Source organism: Nocardia acidivorans NBRC 108247 (genome assembly GCF_001625085.1).
GTDB lineage: Bacteria > Actinomycetota > Actinomycetes > Mycobacteriales > Mycobacteriaceae > Nocardia > Nocardia acidivorans.
In genome coordinates this window covers 95,623-111,440 of the sequence record NZ_BDAW01000015.1, presented here as the reverse complement: position 1 = coordinate 111,440, position 15,818 = coordinate 95,623, and the positions used below count along the sequence as shown (strand labels likewise).

20 protein-coding genes and 1 other RNA gene are annotated in these 15,818 nt (G+C 65.0%); 5 read left to right on the top strand and 16 right to left on the bottom strand.

Annotation, left to right across the window (positions count from 1 at the left end):
- Positions 1-105: 105 nt before the first annotated feature.
- The 3 genes from NA10_RS09955 to NA10_RS09950 are packed head-to-tail and all read left to right on the top strand — an operon-like array spanning position 106 to position 787.
- The gene (locus NA10_RS09955; protein ID WP_067566406.1) at positions 106-363 is read left to right on the top strand and encodes a helix-turn-helix domain-containing protein; all 258 of its coding nucleotides are present in this window, start codon (positions 106-108) and stop codon (positions 361-363) included.
- Positions 360-551 carry a hypothetical protein gene (locus tag NA10_RS38145; RefSeq protein ID WP_218021491.1) on the top strand — a complete coding sequence of 64 codons (192 nt, stop codon included), beginning with the start codon at positions 360-362 and terminating at the stop codon, positions 549-551. The genes NA10_RS09955 and NA10_RS38145 overlap by 4 nt, the downstream gene beginning before the upstream one ends.
- Entirely contained in the window at positions 548-787 is a 240-nt protein-coding gene (locus NA10_RS09950) for a hypothetical protein (RefSeq protein ID WP_218021490.1), read from the top strand. Before NA10_RS38145 ends, NA10_RS09950 begins: the two co-directional genes overlap by 4 nt.
- A gap of 327 nt (positions 788-1,114) precedes the next feature.
- Here the strand turns inward: NA10_RS09950 and NA10_RS09945 are convergent, their stop codons facing one another.
- The 13 genes from NA10_RS09945 to NA10_RS09890 all read right to left on the bottom strand — a co-directional run bounded on the left by NA10_RS09945 (position 1,115) and on the right by NA10_RS09890 (position 11,747).
- The gene (locus tag NA10_RS09945) at positions 1,115-1,381 is read right to left on the bottom strand and encodes a hypothetical protein (RefSeq protein WP_067566400.1); all 267 of its coding nucleotides are present in this window, start codon (positions 1,379-1,381) and stop codon (positions 1,115-1,117) included.
- Positions 1,368-1,706 carry a hypothetical protein gene (locus NA10_RS09940; protein WP_067566394.1) on the bottom strand — a complete coding sequence of 113 codons (339 nt, stop codon included), beginning with the start codon at positions 1,704-1,706 and terminating at the stop codon, positions 1,368-1,370. The genes NA10_RS09945 and NA10_RS09940 overlap by 14 nt, the downstream gene beginning before the upstream one ends.
- Before the next feature lie 381 nt (positions 1,707-2,087).
- Positions 2,088-7,028: a transglycosylase SLT domain-containing protein gene (locus NA10_RS09935; protein ID WP_157556325.1), complete on the bottom strand. Its 4,941-nt coding sequence runs from the start codon at positions 7,026-7,028 to the stop codon at positions 2,088-2,090.
- Positions 7,029-7,202, bottom strand: a complete 174-nt coding sequence (locus NA10_RS36605) for a hypothetical protein (RefSeq protein ID WP_157556323.1) — start codon at positions 7,200-7,202, stop codon at positions 7,029-7,031.
- A 127-nt stretch (positions 7,203-7,329) separates the two neighbouring features.
- On the bottom strand, positions 7,330-7,761 hold the full coding sequence (locus tag NA10_RS09930; protein ID WP_169812561.1) for a hypothetical protein: 432 nt from the start codon (positions 7,759-7,761) through the stop codon (positions 7,330-7,332).
- On the bottom strand, positions 7,691-8,086 hold the full coding sequence (locus tag NA10_RS36600) for a hypothetical protein (protein ID WP_157556319.1): 396 nt from the start codon (positions 8,084-8,086) through the stop codon (positions 7,691-7,693). The genes NA10_RS09930 and NA10_RS36600 overlap by 71 nt, the downstream gene beginning before the upstream one ends.
- On the bottom strand, positions 8,083-8,313 hold the full coding sequence (locus NA10_RS36595) for a hypothetical protein (protein ID WP_157556317.1): 231 nt from the start codon (positions 8,311-8,313) through the stop codon (positions 8,083-8,085). Before NA10_RS36595 ends, NA10_RS36600 begins: the two co-directional genes overlap by 4 nt.
- A 211-nt stretch (positions 8,314-8,524) precedes the next feature.
- Positions 8,525-8,917, bottom strand: a complete 393-nt coding sequence (locus NA10_RS09915; protein WP_157556315.1) for a hypothetical protein — start codon at positions 8,915-8,917, stop codon at positions 8,525-8,527.
- A complete protein-coding gene (locus NA10_RS09910; protein WP_084514471.1) occupies positions 8,914-9,858 on the bottom strand; it encodes an AAA family ATPase in 945 nt (314 codons plus the stop codon). The genes NA10_RS09915 and NA10_RS09910 overlap by 4 nt, the downstream gene beginning before the upstream one ends.
- A 407-nt stretch (positions 9,859-10,265) precedes the next feature.
- The gene (locus NA10_RS09905) at positions 10,266-10,610 is read right to left on the bottom strand and encodes a hypothetical protein (RefSeq protein ID WP_067566374.1); all 345 of its coding nucleotides are present in this window, start codon (positions 10,608-10,610) and stop codon (positions 10,266-10,268) included.
- Positions 10,607-10,828: a hypothetical protein gene (locus tag NA10_RS09900; RefSeq protein WP_157556313.1), complete on the bottom strand. Its 222-nt coding sequence runs from the start codon at positions 10,826-10,828 to the stop codon at positions 10,607-10,609. Before NA10_RS09900 ends, NA10_RS09905 begins: the two co-directional genes overlap by 4 nt.
- Before the next feature lie 101 nt (positions 10,829-10,929).
- Positions 10,930-11,457: a hypothetical protein gene (locus tag NA10_RS09895; protein WP_067566368.1), complete on the bottom strand. Its 528-nt coding sequence runs from the start codon at positions 11,455-11,457 to the stop codon at positions 10,930-10,932.
- A gap of 92 nt (positions 11,458-11,549) precedes the next feature.
- The gene (locus NA10_RS09890; RefSeq protein WP_067566364.1) at positions 11,550-11,747 is read right to left on the bottom strand and encodes a helix-turn-helix transcriptional regulator; all 198 of its coding nucleotides are present in this window, start codon (positions 11,745-11,747) and stop codon (positions 11,550-11,552) included.
- 129 nt (positions 11,748-11,876) lie between these two features.
- Between NA10_RS09890 and NA10_RS36590 the strand changes: the two genes are divergently transcribed.
- The gene (locus NA10_RS36590; RefSeq protein WP_157556311.1) at positions 11,877-12,500 is read left to right on the top strand and encodes a helix-turn-helix transcriptional regulator; all 624 of its coding nucleotides are present in this window, start codon (positions 11,877-11,879) and stop codon (positions 12,498-12,500) included.
- 103 nt (positions 12,501-12,603) lie between these two features.
- Complete coding sequence (locus NA10_RS09880; protein ID WP_067566358.1) at positions 12,604-13,782, top strand: site-specific integrase; 1,179 nt, start codon at positions 12,604-12,606, stop codon at positions 13,780-13,782.
- 36 nt (positions 13,783-13,818) lie between these two features.
- On the opposite strand, the gene ssrA is transcribed toward NA10_RS09880, so the two are convergent.
- The 3 genes from ssrA to NA10_RS09865 form a co-directional block, all read right to left on the bottom strand.
- Positions 13,819-14,191, bottom strand: a transfer-messenger RNA (tmRNA) gene (ssrA, locus tag NA10_RS09875).
- A gap of 128 nt (positions 14,192-14,319) precedes the next feature.
- The gene (gene smpB / locus NA10_RS09870; RefSeq protein WP_067566355.1) at positions 14,320-14,793 is read right to left on the bottom strand and encodes an SsrA-binding protein SmpB; all 474 of its coding nucleotides are present in this window, start codon (positions 14,791-14,793) and stop codon (positions 14,320-14,322) included.
- 219 nt (positions 14,794-15,012) lie between these two features.
- A complete protein-coding gene (locus tag NA10_RS09865) occupies positions 15,013-15,690 on the bottom strand; it encodes a slipin family protein (protein ID WP_067566566.1) in 678 nt (225 codons plus the stop codon).
- Positions 15,691-15,818: the final 128 nt, after the last annotated feature.

Genomic DNA, 15,818 nt, shown 5'->3' with positions numbered 1-15,818 from the left:
TCATACCGTGAGTGCTGTGGCCCTGCGCCGGATCTTCGTAGCCACAATACGATCCCGGCGCAGGAGCCACTTCAGCGTTCACAACGCATGTGAGGGGTTCCCGCGATGAACCAGAACGAGGCCCGCGTACTGCGTGCGCTCGCACCCGGCGGGCAATTGACCGCGGACCAGATCGCCCGAAGCGAGGGCATCCATTCCAGGGCCGCGGACCGCGCGATCCGGTCGCTGCTCAAGACCGGCATGGTCGTCGCCTGCGTCGGAATTCAGCGGGACTCGTGGGCGATCACCCCGCTCGGCGCATCGTTCGCCGAGACCCGCCATGGCCGGGCGGTACTGGACGTGCCTGCGGAGGTTCGGCGGTGAGCGCCGAGTTGTCCTGCCTCAGCCACCGCAATGCGGCCTGGGGGCGCGCCAATCCGAAGCTCGCGATGCAGACCCACCTCGATTGCCATCTCGACACCTGCGCAACGAAGTCCGCCGCGTGGACGGCCTTGGTTGCCTCCGGCAAGGTCGTACCGGACTCATGTCGGCCGGACTGGACAGAGTCATGAACGAGCACCAGAACAAGGACGCGAATGCTCGCGTCGGCGGACCAATCGGATTCCAGCACAGCGACAACGGCCTCCGGCCGATCGACGCGTACGGCTGGCCTGCCAGTGATGAGGACATGCGAGAGCTCGATCAGGGCGTACGCGAGACGCTGCAACTGCTCGGCGACGACGGCGAAGTTATCGATGTCGATCCGGAATCCGTGGTCGATATCGAGCCGACAGAGCCAGACGAATAGCGAGACTCCCCCGGTGGCTCTTTTGCCCTGGGGACGCGTTCAGGACTCTCCCGCACCCAGGGGTCCGGGCGCGCCAGCTGGGTTCCTTCGGTGCGAGACCTCGTCCAGCCATGGACACCTCCTCAACCGCTACCGCCCTGACCTGCGGGTTTTAGTAGAAGGAGTCCTGACCTGCGATTCTCCAAACCCGTAGGCGAGGCTGCCGGGGCATTTCGGGTGGGGAGAGAAGGGGCGCTATGTGACGCGATCTCCCAGCCAAGCAGCCGATCGACCCCACCCCCACCCCTCAGTCCGGCATCCCGTCTGAGCCGAGCGGCGAGGACTGGGTCAATGACCGTGCAGATACAGCACATCGGATTCGTCGAGGGTGAGCAGATCCCCCGCAGCTCCGGCAGTGCGCGCGGGGTGATCATCGGGGAGTTCGTACCGGCGCAGCGACCACGCGGCGCCTGCGCTCAACTGGTCGACGGGTTTGGATAGTTCGGCAAACGCGGCGGGGTCGAGCCACCCGTACCGATCGCGCAGCGCGGTGGATTCCTCGAGCAGGTGGCGGCGGATGTCCTGCTCTTTCTGGTTGCCCCTAGGCCGTGCCACGTCGACCCCATCGGGCGTTCGCCGCGTGCTGGTGCGCCGCGGATTTGACCGATTCGCCGCGCGGATCGAGCGATTGCGCCCATCGGATCACGCTGGCTTCGCACTGGCGGATTTCCGCGGCCAGCTCGGTCACGCGGCGGCTCGAGGGGAGCGCCTTACCGGTCTCCGCGTCCAGCAATTCGCGCAGTTTCGCGCTCCTATCGATCGCGGTGCGGATGCTTTCGAGGGTCAACAGCTCGATCTGGGACCATTCCATACCTTCGCCGAGGTCGGCCGTCAGAGCATCGACGGCCTGGTCACCGGCGGTTTTGGGTTTGCGGGGCATGGTTCGCTCCTCTGGATTCTCGGTGATGCGATGCGCAGACTGGTCGGCGCTATGTGACCCGACTGACCAGGCGACCAGCGGAGGGAGGCACCCCCCACCCCGTCCGTGCCGCGGCCTGGCTGGACCAGGGGCGGGCGGCGGCGGGACGAGAGGGTGCGTGACTACCCCTGAAGCTCTCCGTGGAACGTAGGGCCGAAGCCGCTCCTATCGTGACAACATGCAGTTCAAACCCCTGTGATGCCAGCGCTTCCGCAGGAGCCGGGCGACCAGGCGCGGGATCGTTCCAGGCTGGGTGGTCGAGGCTGATTGCTCCCGCCATGGTTGCATTCCGCTCGTGAGGTGGGCAGCGGTGTGCTGGGCTGGTGCACCGCGTCGGCGTCCTCATCCGACGGCCGCCAACTGGCCCATGGATGCCACGTGTGCGCGGCGCTCCACCAGGTCCGCGAGGTCGTGCACGTCGGCTACGCGAGCGTTCACGGTCGTGTTGTGGATAGGTCCGCTGTTGGTCGTCGCGCCGGTGCTGCGTAGCTGGGTCGGGTCGATGCTCACCGGCGACCAGCGACCCGCGTTGATGGCCTCGAGCGCTGCGCTGTTGCGCGTCGCGTCGTAGGCGTTGACCACGAACTCATCGGGGCTGGCCCAGATCGGAACACCATCGGCGCGGGAGCCGCCGGTGCCGCGGATCCGGCCGCCGTCGGCGTAGCCGTGGCCTTTGCCCCAGACCTGGGTCGCGTCGCCGTATCGGTCCGAGGTGTAGTTCACCGCGGCGGCGAAGTTCGATGCGCCGTCGAAGATTCCGCCGCCGTACAGCGCAGATCGGTACCTGTCGTAATTCGACTGAAGCATCTGCATGAGGCCGAGAACTGTCTGGGTACCACCCTGGCCGTTGCTGTCGTTGTCGTTGCGGGCCTTCTCGTTCCCGTTCGATTCGGTCTGTGCCTGCGCCAGACCGGGCTCGAGCCAGGAGGCAGGCTTACCGAGGCCCGAGAGCACCGACTTGAATACCTGCCGCCACTTCTCGACTGCGGCCGGGAAGACCTTGGTTGCCTCGGTGGTGTCGGTCGCGGCCGGTACCTGGGTGGCCAGCGCCGGGTCACTCACCGGCGCATCGGATTGCGGCGTCGAGGTGGTGACGATCGTCGGCAGGTTCTGCGGGGTGTAGGCGTACCCGCCGGTGAGGCTTGAGCCGTTGTTGTAGTGGCTGTAGATGCTGTTCGCGGCCTTGTTGTAGACGTTGTTCTCCGAGAAGATGCTGTTCTCGAGCCCCAGCCCGGACAGGATCGCGTCGGCCAGGAATCCCGCGCCCTTGGTGAAGATGCCCTTCAGCGACAGCGCCGAGTTGTCGCTGGTCTTCGTCGCGGACTCCAGCGCGTTCTGCGCCTTCTGGTACTTGCGGTCGGCCGCCAACTTGTCTTGATCGGTCGCGGCCGGATTCGCATACACCGCATTACGTTCCGAGTTGGCAGAGTCGACCGCGGCCTTGTCCTCGGCGATCGTCAGCTCGGTGTCGGTGGTCTTGCCGGGGAGCGCGGCCTGCGGGTTGATCACCGTGCTGGTGGAGGTGTTGTAGGTGGTCGCGCCGGGCGCGGAAGTGCCGGCGGTATAGGCACCGCTGCCGCCGGCCGAATCCATGACCAGGTACGCGCGCTGGTTGAACATCGTGTCCGCGGCGCCGATGGCCTGGCCGCCGTACATGACCTTCGATGTGGCACCGCCGGATTCGACATTCGCCGAATTCGGGAGCGTGCCAGCGGTGTGTCCGCCGCCCGCCATCGAAGGGTCGTTGACCCAGCCGATTCGGAAGGTGCTGGAGTTGCCGACACCATCCCGGAAGCCCAGCGCCGACAAGTAACTTCCCTCGTTGGCCGTGGAGAAGCGCCCGGCGTCGGCGTCGCGCCCGACCGAGACGTTGGCGAGCTTGGACTGGAAGCCCGAGCAGTCCCACGCCCCGCCGTACGCGCGACCATCGGAGGACTGCGCGTACGAAATCAGTTGTGCGACATGAGATACCGGTGTCTTGGCGGGGTTGTTCTTGGTGTCGTCGCTCGGCTGCTGAGTGTCCTCGCCGAGGATGCCGCCGTCCTTGTGCCCGGGCAGCTGCCGGAATGTTCCGGCGTTGATCGCGGCCAGCTCGGCACCGTACTTCTTGGAGCTGTCCCGGTTGACGACCCATTCCCCGCCGTCGACCCACGCGACCGGGCGTCCCGCGCGCGTGGCCGCCAGGATGCCGTCCCGGCGGTCGGTGCCCGGACCGGTGGTGGGCAGCTGGCCGCCGGTGGCGCGCGGGGGTACAGCGCTCGTCGCGTCGGCCCACCGCCGGTCGATATTGGCGATGTCCGAATTGAGCTTATCCACATCGGCTTTGACGTTGAGGTTCAGTGTCGCGGTGTAGGGCGTGGTCTCGATCGTTCGGATATCCGCGCGCATCTGGTCGGCGTTGAGGGTGACCTTGAACGTGCCGTCCGGCAACTTGACGATCGTGTCGCCCAGCTTCTCCAGCGCGGCTTGCTGGTCCGCGGTGAGGGACTTGACGAACACTGTCTTCTCATCGGGCACCGACAGAACCGCGACGCCGAGGTTCTCGAAGTCTTTGACGCCCTGCTCGGTGAGCTCATGGGTACCGACCGCGGCCTGGTTGGTGCGCCGCATGGACTCGCCCATCTGCGACAGCTTGGAGTTGGTGTTGTTGAGCTCGCCGCCCAGGGTCGCGGCACTCTCGCCGATGTCGTTGAGGGTGGACTTGAGTTCAGTCAGGTCAGGCAGATACGCCCGGCTGGAACTCTTGGTCGCGGCGTACTTCTTGACCGCCTCGGGGATACCGGCCAGCGCCTGGGCGATGTCCTGATCGGTGAGGCCAGCATTGTTCGCGAACTGCCACTGACCAGAGGAACCCTTCTGCTCGATGATCTTCTTGACCAGAGAGTCGTTGATACCCTCCCTGGCCGACGGGTCGACGCCGGTAGCCGCCAGGACCAAGGCGTGCGGGTCGACACCGAGGGTCTGCGCTCGCTGCAGGTAGCCGCCCTTCTCCAGCTCATCGGAGGTCGCCTTGAGCGTCTCCTGGGTCGCGCGGCCGGACTGCGCGTCCAAGGTCCGGCCCAGCGCTTCGATCGCGCGCTGTTGGGCCTCGGCGGCGGCCGTGGCGTCGTTGTGTTTGTTGATGAGGTAGGTCAGGCCGAGACCGACGCCCGTGGTCAGCAATCCGATACCCAGCGGCCCAGCGGCACCGAGAAGGGTGCCCAGACCACGCGCTGTGGTGCCCGTGGTGCCCGTGGCGGTACCCGCGTCCGCCATGCCGGTGCGGAAATTGGCTATGGAGGATCGGGCGGCGTCGAAGATCGGGCCGACCGTCTTGAATGCCAGGTAGGCGGTGACGACATCACTCACCAGCGCCGGGTGCGCCGCGAGCAGATCGCCCGCGGCCTTGAGGAACGGCATCGCGATTCCCGCCCAGGTCTGGAACCCGCTGTAGACGCCGCTGAGGATCCCCGGCAGGTCGGCGAGCAGGGGCTTGATCTTGTCCAGATCCGAGCGTGCCTCTCGCCAGAAGTCACGCATTTTGTTCTGTCCCTCAGCGGATTTCAAGAAGTCGGCGAAGCTCTTCGTGCTATCGCGCAGGGACTTGCTCACCCCGTCCGCGTCCGCGGCCCGGAACACCGAGGCGATGATCGAGCCGCCGTCCCTGATGATGCCGAAAAGCGTTTTCGCCGAGTCGATTCCGTCCTGGATCCAGTGCTTGAGGCTGCCGTCGGCCGCGCCGGTTTGGATGCTGGTGTTGAACTTGGTAGCGAAGTTGTCGAACGACTGCCCCAGCGTCGGCAGATAGTCGGTGCCGACCGTGACCAACTTGGTCAGGGCATCGGTGAGCGGGGCCGCGCCCTTGGCGGCGTTCTGGAACCCCTGCGCGGTGTTGGACAGCGAGGTTCGGAAGTCGGCCCTGTTGACCTCGCTCGACAGGCTGGCCAGGGAAGCGCGCAGACCGGTGTTGACCGCGGTGTCGATGCCGACCATGCCAGCCTTGAGGCCGGGAAGCTGCTCAAATGCGAGCTTGGTGACGGCCGAACCCATGCCGTTGGTCAGGGCGTCCTGCGCGGCCAGGCGCGCGTCCGTCCATGCCGGGCCCAGCGCGTGAATCTGGTTGACCATCTCCTTCGCGTTCGGCGACAGCTTGTCCATGGCCTTTGCCAGCGACGACTCGGATCCGCCAGGGCCTTTGGCCTGATCACGCAAGGCCTTGGCCAGATCCTGCTCGGCCTTGACCTGGTCATGAGTGGCCGAGAGCACCCGCCCTTTGGCCTCGGTGACCTGGGCACTTCCCTCGATCCCCTTGGCATTCGCGGCCGCGGTGTCCTGGGACAGATCCGAGGTCTTCTGCTGCTGCTCCTTGAGCCGCTGCACCGCCTGCCGGTACGACAGGTCCGCTCGTTTGCGCGCGTCGGCGTCCGCACTGGGGTCATGCTGAATCTGCGCGAGCCGCTTCGCTGCTTCTTCGACACCCAGCGCGGCATCCTCGGTCGAGAGCCGTTGATCGGTCAACTGGTCATTGAGGTCGCGCAGCTCCCGGCTGGCGTCCCGGTAGCTGTCGGTCAGCGCCTTCTGCGCGGTGGTCGCGGCCCGATCCGCCTGCGCTTCGGCGTATCTGGCGTCGGAGACCTGATTGGCCTTGTCGATCGCTTCACCGGCATCGCTGCCCGCGCTCTTGGACTGCTCACCGAACGCCTTGAAAGCACCACCGATACCGCTGAAACCCGTTGCGATGGAACCAATTCCGGCGAGTCCTCCGAATCCCACAGCGGGAATCAGGGCAAGCGCGTGTGTGGCCTTGGCCGCCGCGCCAGCGACCGCGAGCAGATCGGCAACGAGTCCGGCAGCGCCGACGACACCGATCACCTTGGCCTGCAACGTCAACGCCGATTTCAGCTCGGTGCTCAGTGCCTTTGCCCCGGCGCGCGCGGCCGTCCCGTTCACCCCCGGCGTGATCGTCCCGCCCTGGCGCGCCAACCGGCGCAACGCCTCGATCTGCGCGGCAGCGGCCGCGGTGTCGGCGTCGACACGGAAGCTGGCGTTGCGGGCCGCTTCCCGCCGCAGCGCCGCGATCTCGTCAGCGGCGACACTGGTGTTCGCGTCCACCCGGAAGGTGGTGTTCTCCTGCGCTGCGCGGCGCAGTGCCTCGATATCGGCAGCCGCCTGCGTGGTGTTCGCCCCAACAGTCACGTCGAGGCTGAAACGCATGGCCTTCAGCTCGTCTTCGACATCCCGAACGAAGCCCCGGAAGCTAGCCTTGATGCGAATGGCTGCCGTCCCGGCGTCATAGGTAGGCAACTACTTCACCTCCTTCGAAACACCCAACACCGCAACAGGTTTCACCAGTTCTGCTGGCGGTCGCGCTTGAGCGACAATCGCGGCGAAATCCCTCGGCGACAGCGCGGCGAGATAGTCGACTACGGCATCGACCAAGAAATCGGTCGGCGCAAGGGTCGATATCGGTGTTCTCACGGGTACCTGCCTCGGTCGCATTGCTGGCTCTGCTCCGATTCTCGAGATCGAGCAGTCCGCAGCTGACCGCTGACGGCGCGACGAAGGGGCACGCGCTCAGCGCGTGCCCCTTTCCCCGGCCGCCTATCTACCGCTCGTGCAGTGCTGCGGCGTATTCCTCCACAGTCACGCGGCTGTACACCCAATCGCGGCCGATGCGCCTGCCCTCGAGATCTGCCGCGATCCGCCGCACCTGCCGTTCAGGGATGCCCAGAATTACCGCGGCTTGCCCGCTGCCGATTCCGTCCTGGGGCCGCGTCTCACCGTGCTCGACCGACGATGAGTCGGCAGGCCGCTCCCTGATCGTGTGGTCCAGACGCTCGAACAATCGCCGCACCGGATCGGGGATCGGCTCACCGGTGCGCCTCCTGCGCCGCACCATTTCGGCGCACGTGTAATAGGCGGCCCGCACCTCGAGGTCGGTGAGCCACCTTCCGCCGGAAGACAATTCAGCCCAACGCGCCGTTGACGACGTCGCCCAGGTCGAACCCAGTCCATGCGGAATGACCCGTGTCGGCACGGTGACGGCCTTCGTCGAGGAGCTGACGATAGACGGTCCGCACCTCGTTGGAGGTGGCCTCCCGGTAGGCCATCCGCTCACTTACGTGCAGGCCCTTATTGTGCTGGTCGATGACACGCTTCACTTCACGGTCGGCGCGATACTGCGCATGGGCTATCAGGCGGTCACGGTCCCGTTCGTCGGCGGGATCGCCATCGGGGCCGACTTCGTAGACGTGGCCCTCCACGTTGATCACCGGGGGGCGGTTGTCACGTTCACGATCGGCGCGTTCTTGTTCTCGCTCGACCATGTCGAGAGCTTCGAGAACGGGATTGGTGTAGGTCATGGCTGTTCTCCTTCTTCCTGTTGCTGACGTTCTTCCTCCTGCTGGCGCAGGCGGGCAAGGTGTTGCTGATGCACGGACGGAGCCAACTGCTGTTCATTGGGGTAGTACTGCTCGAAGGTGCCTTCGGACTTCGCGCGCCGGCGCCCGGCCGCGGTGCCGGAACGATGGCGTTCTTCGCGGTACGGGTCGCCGCCCCCGGTCAGTCGGGCTAGGAACTCCTCGTCCATTGGCTCCCTTTGTCGTTCGCTTGGGGCGCGGGACGGACGATGCCTTCGATCGCGATCGGCTTATCGGTCCTCGGGCACCGGGCCGAACTCGTAAGCGCGGACGCGATCCAGTGGCGCGCACTGCAATGAGGACAGCGCACACGAACCATGGGCGTGCCACGTCCGCTACATCTGCGCTCCAAGATGCGCACAGCGCGAGCGGGATCGGCGCTCATACCGCACCACCCCGATGAAGCGCGTGCCCCCTTCGCGCATTGACGATTTCGCGGACCTTCCCGGAGGAGATGGTTGTGCTACGCCCGAACGAGCACAGGTGCGCTTGCGGATCCAATGTCCAATTGATGGCTCGTACCAATCCGCCGATAACGGCGTCGGTCGCCCATTTCTTGCGCGCAATCTGAATGATCGTGTCGAGGATTTCGGCGGAGTCGACGCACTCCTCGAGGTCGACTTCGTATGAGTACCAGTCACCTTCGATCCGCAGGACGAGTAGCTCAGGGTCGAGTGCCCAGGGGCCGCAATCGACAGGCCCAGGACTATCGGTCATTTCGGGTGCCCGCCAAACTCGAGGGCGTTGATCCTGCGAGGGCGTTGAATCGGTCACAGCCTGTCCTCTTCTTTCGGTGAGAGCTTCCATGCCTTGAAGGCGATGCGTGCGCGGTCAGCGCGCCACTTCAGCCGCTTCTGTGTGTCGTTGGCCGATGAGGGTGGCGGTTCCAGTCCTGCCACTGCGGCGATGTCCTCGGACGGTGCAGCTTCGGCCGGATTTCGTTCGTCTTTCATCGGCGCTTTCACCATCGCCCGGATAGTGCCCGAGGAACCGGGCTCGCTGTGAGGCCAGAGGACGAACTTCCCCGCCGGGGGTTCCTTGTCGCCGACTGGTGACTGGGCACGCAGTCCGCCATGACGGTCCTTGTTGATGGCCAGGTACGCGGATCCGCCCTTGCCGGGAGTGAATGGCACATCGACCGTGACACGGATCGAAGTGCCACCGATGGCACGCTTCTTGGCCATCGTTCCGCCTGCGCCATATGCCCGGGAGTCGCTGCCCTTGGACAGATGATCGATGCCGATCACGCATGCACCCGTTCGCACCAAGGGTTTGATGACCGCTGAATGACAGACGGTGAAGTCGTCGGCGCTGTTCGAGCTGTGGCCGAACATGGGCAGCAGTTCACCGATGCTGTCGAGCACGATGAGCGTGGGCCGCCATGCCTTCATGTGCTCGACAACCTCGAACAGATCGGTCCTGTCCTCAGGCTCGATATATACGAATCGGTTCGGATCACCGAGCAGCGCCGGGTCAGCGCCCATGTCCGCCAGCCGATACCCGGTCGACTGGGGCCCGTTGTGGTCCAGGTCCAGACGCAGCACTCGACCGCCAGCCAGAAGTTCGACGACCGTCGCATGGTCCGTGAGCAGAGTTTTTCCGCACTCGGGATCTCCGATCACGGTGTTGTACTGACTGCGGTAGAACAGCCCAACTTCGTCGCTGCGAGGACAGATGGTCGGCCTCGGAGGCTCGGGGAGGGTGCCCGCGAACATGGCAGCGAAGTCGAAGTATCGAGGGACCTTCACCATCGGTTCGTCATCTCCAGGTGCGTCCCGGGGTGCGTCCCAACTGCGTCCCGCCATTTCGCCGCGAGAGTCGGGACGCGCTTCTCTCTCACCACTCCTATCGTTGCGCCCTGAACTGCGCTTTTCTGAATCGGGACGCGTCCCGGGATTAGGGGCGGGACGCGTCCCGAATTCCCCCTTGGCCGGGTCCAGGTGCGTCCCGGGGTGCGTCCCAACTGCGTCCCGCCGTAGTTCGTCGATCTGCTCTTGGGCCGCGAGCTTGCAGGAGAAGCACACCGGGTCGTACACGCTGTGGTTGTAGCAGTGAGCGGTCATGGGCACGCCCGTAGGCGCAGCCGATCCGGCTGCGCCTCGGGAACTTGCGTTGCTGATGATCAACGACCACCGCCTAGCGTCCGCTCGGCGTGGTCGCGGCTCTCGGCGAGCTTGGCCCTGGTGTCGTTGCCCGGCCTCAGTTCATCGAGCAGTTGCAGGAGCGGCTCAATGATGCAGCGAGCCATCAAGGTCAGTGCAGCGCCAGCGATGAGGCCGAACTCGACGGGGTCATGATCATCAGCCCATTCGTTGCAAATGCGATCCAGCTCGGCGTTATCCCCCGAAGCGGCAGCGAGATTCCACATCAGGCGTGTCGCGTCGAATTGAGCTCTCGCCAAGTCGAGCACCGAACGCGGCAACCCGTCTTCGTCGACGAGCAACAGGTGTCGAGGATGCTCGCTCATTCGGCCTCACCTCCAGGGATTTCATCGACGGTCTTGCGCAGCTCGGCGTCGAGCACGCGCATCTGACGGCCGAAGGTCTGCCAGGCATCGAACAATTCCAGCGGGTCACTGATCTCAACGGCCAACTCCGCGAGCCGCAACGCGAGCATCTCCGCCTCAGCACGGAAGCGGGATACGAGAATCGCGCTCGCCGAACGTATTTCGGGTACGTAAGCCATGTCGTGCTCGTCGCCCAAATGTGCCCGGAAAAGCGCTCGGGCGTCGGATGCCGAATAGACAGGGCGCCCGAGCGTGGGCGAGGACGCTACGAGTGCTGGCCTCACCGCCCGCCACCACCCGCGACGCGCACCTGTACCCGGACCAACCAGCCGCCCCGCTCCGGCATCCACAGCCAGCCCGCGAGCGGGTTGCGGCCATGAAGCCATATCTGGGCCGCAACAGCGATAAGCCGATCGTCTTGCCACTCTTTCAAATCGAAACGAGGGACCACCTCGACCATCCCGGTCGGCGACAGAACCAGCTCGCCGATCGTCGACCAATCGCCGGTGCGGCGAACGCGACCGCTCGGAGCCGAAACCGTGATGCCCACGACGTCCAGAACGTCAGCAAGTTGGGATTGCTGCTGTCGGCGGTTGAACGGGATTCCGAGCGCGCGCAGCGCGTTCCACTGTTCATCAGCCGTCAGATCGCGGACTCCGCTCATGGCGTCTACAACCGCGCCCATGGGGATGCCGTTGCGTGTGGCCCATTCGATGACTTCGGCCAGCGGCATTTCGAACGGCGGGCGGCTGTAGTCGAGGTCGCGATTGCCGTCGTTGTCGCTGGTGGGCTGGGTTGGTATGGTCACTTCAGGAACTCTCTTTTTAAGCGAGGGATGGGTTTCGATGACCCGGTGAGCGGATGCAACCGCTCCCGGGTCGCTCTCGTCTTGGGGTGTCATTAGGCGGCCCCGCCCTGCTTCTTCGCATTGAGCCAGGCGTGAACGTCGGCCGGGTCGTATCGAATTCGGCCATCGAGCCGGATGTAGGGCGGACCTCCGCCCATGTAGCGCTGCTGCTTCGCAGCAGCCGGGGTCATCCCCACAAACTCTGCATATTCGCGCGCCGTCCACAGGCGCCGAATCACGGTCTCCGACATCCATTCTCCCTCAAGTCGCTAGATTTGCGTGACTTGAGCGATTGTGCGCCCGCCCGCGGACTCATGTCAAGTCACGACAGATCTAGTGACGTCAGGTAGGGTCAGGTCGTGTCTGACGAAACTCGATCTTTGACCGAGGTGATCGGCGAAAATGCGCGCCGCATACGCCTAGAAGCTGGCGCAACTCTTGACGACGTGGCCGTACAGGCCCACAGACTGGGCTTGAAGTGGTCGACAGGAAGAGTCGGCGACCTTGAATCAGGACGTATATCCCCCACCGTCCCAACACTTTTCACCGTCGCGGCCGTTCTATCTCGCGTAGCGGACCAAGACGTCGCGATCACAGACCTGTGTCGCACAAGCTCCCAGGTTCGATTGAATCCCAAGCTTGTCGTCCCTGGTTCCACGATCGAACACGCTCTCAGGGGCGACCCGGTGAACATCCTCCGCTCGAATATCTCCGACACCGAAGCAGAAGCCTCCAGGCCGCCGGCACTCGTTCCGATGTCCGAGGTTTACAGGGCTTGGTCAACGGTCACGACTGTTGAACGTCGGGTGGCCAAGGACCTTGCCGTCGATCCCGATACCGTGGCGGCGTCCTCAATGGAGCTGTGGGGCAGGACATTCAGCGAAGAGCGCGACCTGCGCGCCGGATCAAACGCGAACGCCCAGAAGCGTGGACGCGTCACCCGTGAGATGAAGGCACAGCTCGAACGGGTGATAAGCGGCGCGGAGCCGAACCCGCGCGAGTGACCACGTCAACTCCACCGGCAATCGATGAACCTGAGCCGCAGATGTGAAGCCAATCCGAAAGTGAGCGGGAGAATGCCACGAGCCTTTCCCACTAGGGGCACAGATGGCGACTATTGAGCCCTACACCCTGAGCGACGGGAAAACTCTCAGATACCGGGTGCGCTACCGCAAGCCCGATGGAAAGCAAACCGACAAGCGTGGCTTCAAGCGCAAGCGAGACGCCGAATTATTCTGCGCCACAGTCGAAGTAGACAAGGCAACCGGAAACTACATCGCCCCGTCGATGGGCCGCATGACGGTCGGTGAGCTCGGCGCGAAATGGCTCGAGGGCCAGGTCTTCGACAAGGAATCTTGGGAGACGCGCGTCGAATCGATCTGGCGTGTGCACGTCGAACCGTTCTGGGGTCGACGGCCGCTGATGTCTATCGACGGCACAGAGGTGCGCGACTGGATCGCGGGTATCGATCGCTCCCCCTCAACCGTCGGTGACATCCACTCGGTGCTGGTGTCGATCCTCGAAGACGCCGTGATCCAGAAGCGCATACCGGCCAATCCCGCACGGGGCGTGAAGATTCCAAAGCGGATACCGGTCGATCACGTCTATCTCACGCACGAGCAGGTGGCCACGCTGACTGCCGAGGTGAGCCGGTACAGCGAGATCGTGATGTTGCTCGCGTACTCCGGGATCCGCTGGGGTGAGATGGCGGCACTGCGCCCGCGGGATGTGAACCTGCGTCGGCGGCGCATTCATATCGTGCGCTCTGCCTCGAAGGTGAACTCCCGGACGGTAATCGGCACGCCGAAGACATGGGAGCTGCGATCGGTGGCGATACCATCCGAAGTCGCCGATCTCCTGGCGCCCGTCGTCGCGACCCAGCGCGATCCCAACGGGCTCCTGTGGTCACGTCCGGACGGGAACCCGGTCCGGCCACCGACAACGACACACTGGTTCAGCAAGGCCGTGGACCGATGCATCGCCGCCTCGGTACCTCTGGACGACGACGGCAAGCCGGACGGGCCCGCGAGCTTCCCGCGACTGACCGCGCACCAGCTGCGCCACACTGCAGCCTCCCTGATGATCGCCAGTGGCGCGCACGTGAAGACGATCCAGCGTCAGCTCGGGCACAAGTCGGCGACCATGACTCTCGACAACTACGGACATCTGTTCGAAGACGACCTCGACGGGGTGGCCGATCGGATGAGCGTCGGAATCACCCTGGCCGCTGCGAAGTGTGGGCAAAATGTGGGCACGCGGCCGGACCTGAGGGTGGTTGGGACATGAAAAAGCCCCCTACCTGCGGGGCAGGTAGGGGGCTTGAGGTGGAGCTGCCGGGAATCGAACCCGGGTCCTCCGCCGCATTTTCAGGGCTTCTCCGTGTGCAGTTCGCTATGCCTCTGCTTGGATCTCCCGGTCTCGCGAACAAGCCGGGATGACGATCCCAGTCGCTGTTTGATGTTCCGTGACCGCTCCGCGACCGAGCAGTACGGTAAGCCCTCTAGCTGATGCCAGTGACCGGGTCGAGGGCGAACCCGGGCTGACAGACACGCTCTACTGCTTAGGCAGCGAGAGCGTAGTCGCGCTGATTGGAATCGGCGCTTATAGGGTTGCAGCGACGCTTATACAGTGGTCTCCTGCCTGCACTGACACGCTTCCCCTGAATCAACGTACGCAGTCGAAACCGTTCAGCCCCGTCTGTGTCCACCGATTCGAGTGAACTGCCCGGCTCGCACCGGACGATTCATACTAACACCGCTCAATCAGCGGATCATCCCATTATCCGCGCGTCACGCGGGGTGTTCGCCGAACGCGAACCCGGCGTCAGCGCATGCCCTTGATGCGGCGGCCGATCTCGCGGGTGACCTCCCGCTCGGCATCGCGCTTAGCCAGGTCCTGGCGCTTGTCGTAGTCCTGCTTACCGCGGGCCAGCGCCAACTCGACCTTGACCTTGCCGTCCGAGAAGTACATGGACAGCGGGACCAATGTGAGGCTGGACTCCTTGGTCTTGCCGACCAGTTTGTCGATCTCCCGGCGGTGCAGCAGCAGCTTGCGCGTGCGGCGCGGGGCGTGATTGGTCCAGGTGCCGTGCGAGAACTCGGGCACGTGCAGCCCGCGCAGCCAGACCTCGCCGTCATCGATGGTGGCGTACGCGTCGACCAATGACGCCTTGCCCTCGCGCAGGCTTTTCACCTCGGTACCGACGAGGGCGATGCCCGCCTCGTAGGTGTCGATAATCGCGTAGTTGTGCCGCGCCTTGCGGTTGCTGGCGATTACCTTGCGCCCCTTCTCCTTCATGCTCCCTCTATCGTCGCGTCGCCCGGGCGCGGAAAGGTCCGCGCCGAGCTGTGTCCCGGGCTCCCGTCAGGGCCCCGGTCGAATCCGCCTGTGCACTTGTGCGACCCAGAGTAATCACCCCGGCCCGTCGAATATTCCGCGAGCTGACGCGTCGCGCCCGGTACGGGTGGTTCATACCGGGCGCGAGGGCACTTCAGCGGCTATTTCAGGCGCACCCGGTCATGCTCCCGGGGTCGCGTCCAGGACGACCTTGGTGCCGGGTGCGGTCGCGACCTGCAGGGTGCGCAGGCGCAACAGGACCGGATTGTCCTCGAGCAGCTTGGCGGTATTGGCCAGCGAACGCAGGGCGGCCGCCTCGGCACGGGCGCGCTCCAACTCGGCACGACCCCGCTCACGCGCGAGGATGGTCTCGAGCGCGGCCTTGCGCAGCTCACCCGGGAGCATCAGATCCTTGGCGCGCACGCTGTTCACCGTGATGCCGAGGCGCTCGACCTTGGCGGCGACCTCCTCGGTACCGCCGGTCAGCAGGGCACGGTCGGCGATCAGCTCGTCGAGGGTGTGCGCGGCGATCACCTCGCGCGTCACCTCCTGCATCGCGCTGTAGAGGACGGATTCGGCGGACTGCGCGCCGGTGGTGAAGGCCACCGGATCGGTGACCACCCAGTCGGCGACCAGGCTCACCCGCACCGAGAGTCCATCCCGGGTCAGCAGCTCCTGACCCGGGAGTTGCAGCATGCGCGGACGCATCTCCACCCAGACGAGGGTGCAGCGCTCGGCGTCGTATCGGTGTCGGCCCGGCTCCAGCACCCGCTCCAGGGTGCCGTCGCGGAACAGCAGGGTGCGCTGCCAATCCATCACGGTGGCATAGGTATTGGCGAAAAGCTTCTTCTTCGTCATATCAATCTCCTTGCCGCACACGGCAATCAGGTACGACCGGATACGCCCTGCCCGACCACGCGGCGCGGCGGGAGCCTCCCCCGCCCGAAGACGGGGAGCTCGCAGAGCCTCGCTGACGTTGACGGCCG

Bases quoted from the DNA above. Each gene is read 5' to 3' on its own strand.
- NA10_RS36600 (WP_157556319.1), bottom strand. From the start codon at position 8,086: ATGACCTACACCAATCCCGTTCTCGAAGCTCTCGACATGGTCGAGCGA.
- NA10_RS09955 (WP_067566406.1), top strand. From the start codon at position 106: ATGAACCAGAACGAGGCCCGCGTACTGCGTGCGCTCGCACCCGGCGGG.
- smpB (WP_067566355.1), bottom strand. From the start codon at position 14,793: ATGAAGGAGAAGGGGCGCAAGGTAATCGCCAGCAACCGCAAGGCGCGG.
- NA10_RS09940 (WP_067566394.1), bottom strand. From the start codon at position 1,706: ATGCCCCGCAAACCCAAAACCGCCGGTGACCAGGCCGTCGATGCTCTG.
- NA10_RS09880 (WP_067566358.1), top strand. From the start codon at position 12,604: ATGGCGACTATTGAGCCCTACACCCTGAGCGACGGGAAAACTCTCAGA.
- NA10_RS09905 (WP_067566374.1), bottom strand. From the start codon at position 10,610: ATGAGCGAGCATCCTCGACACCTGTTGCTCGTCGACGAAGACGGGTTG.
- NA10_RS09900 (WP_157556313.1), bottom strand. From the start codon at position 10,828: ATGGCTTACGTACCCGAAATACGTTCGGCGAGCGCGATTCTCGTATCC.
- NA10_RS09950 (WP_218021490.1), top strand. From the start codon at position 548: ATGAACGAGCACCAGAACAAGGACGCGAATGCTCGCGTCGGCGGACCA.
- NA10_RS36595 (WP_157556317.1), bottom strand. From the start codon at position 8,313: ATGGACGAGGAGTTCCTAGCCCGACTGACCGGGGGCGGCGACCCGTAC.
- NA10_RS09890 (WP_067566364.1), bottom strand. From the start codon at position 11,747: ATGTCGGAGACCGTGATTCGGCGCCTGTGGACGGCGCGCGAATATGCA.
- NA10_RS09865 (WP_067566566.1), bottom strand. From the start codon at position 15,690: ATGACGAAGAAGAAGCTTTTCGCCAATACCTATGCCACCGTGATGGAT.
- NA10_RS09910 (WP_084514471.1), bottom strand. From the start codon at position 9,858: ATGTTCGCGGGCACCCTCCCCGAGCCTCCGAGGCCGACCATCTGTCCT.